This window comes from Streptomyces aurantiogriseus (assembly GCF_014649375.1).
GTDB lineage: Bacteria > Actinomycetota > Actinomycetes > Streptomycetales > Streptomycetaceae > Streptomyces > Streptomyces aurantiogriseus.
The window spans coordinates 1-1412 of the sequence record NZ_BMSX01000070.1 but is presented as its reverse complement, the minus strand read 5'-3'; the positions used below and the strand labels follow the sequence as shown (position 1 = coordinate 1412).

The 1412-nt window shown below is 73.4% G+C and carries 1 protein-coding gene; it reads right to left on the bottom strand.

The genetic code is table 11. The features are described from left to right. On the bottom strand, positions 1–1412 hold a 1412-nt coding region (locus IE263_RS48010; protein ID WP_229911593.1), incomplete at both ends, for a condensation domain-containing protein.

The following is a 1412-nucleotide window of genomic DNA, read 5'->3' as shown; positions in this document are numbered from 1 at the left end:
TCCGTCACGCCACGGGCCCGCCGCCACTTCGCCACCGCCAGCGCGAGCGCTGCGAGCAGACCGTCGTTGACCCCGCCCCGGAAGGCCGCCGGCACCTCGGTCAGCAGCGCCTGAGTGACACGGGCGGGCAGGCGCAGCCACACGTGCCGCACCGTCGCCATGACGTCGACCGCGGGGTCGAGAGCCCGCGTGCCGAGCAGGGGGTCGCCGGCCTCGACCGTCTCGGCCCAGGTGTCGAGTTCGGCAACGCGTGCCTCGTCCGCCGCCGCCTCGGTCAGGGCGTGGGCCCAGCGGCGGGCGGAGGTGCCGACCGGGGGCAGCGCTGGGGCCTGGCCGTCGCGGATCTGCCGCCAGGCGGCCGCGAGGTCCGGCAGCAGGATGCGCCAGGAGACCGCGTCCACGACCAGGTGGTGCAGGACCAGCAGGAGACGGCCGCCGGTGCCGTCGTCCGGCGTGAACCACACGAACTGGGCCATGACACCGGCGGTCGGGTCCAACCGTCCGGTGGCCGCGTCGAGTTCGGCCGCCGCCTGTGCCTGCCGGTCCTGCGCCCACACCACCTCACGGATCAGGGGCGCGATGTCGACGCTGCCCGGCTCGGTGACCTCCAGATGGCCGCCGTCGTCGTCCAGCACCAGACGCGTGCGCAGGATGTCGTGGTGGTCGAGGACCGCGGCGAGCGTGGCTTCGAGTCCGGCGCGGTCGATGCCGGTCGGCAGGTCGACGACGGTCGACATGGAGAAGCGGGCGAAGCCGCCGCCGAGGTCGAGCACGGAGCGGGCGGCCGGGGGCAGCGGCATACGGCCCACGCCTCCGCCCGGCAGCTCGGGCAGTACGAGTGGGGAGTCCGCTGCACTTCCGGCTGCGGCGTCGGCCAGTTCGGCGACGGTGCGCCGTTCGAAGATCTGCCGTGCGGTGATCTCCACGCCCAGGGCACGGGCGCGGGAGACGATCTGGATGGAGCGGATGGAGTCGCCGCCGATGGCGAAGAAGTCGTCGTCGATGCCGACCCGCTCGACCCCGAGCACGTCGGCGTAGACACCGGCGAGGATCTCCTCCACATCACTGCGGGGCGCCCGGTAGGCCTCGCCGGTGAACTCCGGCTCCGGCAGCGCGGCACGGTCGAGCTTGCCGTTCGGTGCCAGCGGCAGCCGCTCCAGCGACACGAACACCGACGGCACCATGAACTCCGGCAGCCGCTCCGCCACGAACCGCCGCAGCTCCCGAACGGCGAGTCCCGTGGTGAGGTCGACGTCCAGGTCGCCGAGGCTGTCGACGGTGCCGAAGCCGCCCGCGTCGGCGTCCACAGGAACGACGTAACCGACCAGCTGGGTACGGCCGTTGTCCGTACGCGTGACCACGGCGGCTTGGGCGACGCCGGGATGCGAGGTCAGCACCGCCTCGATCTCACC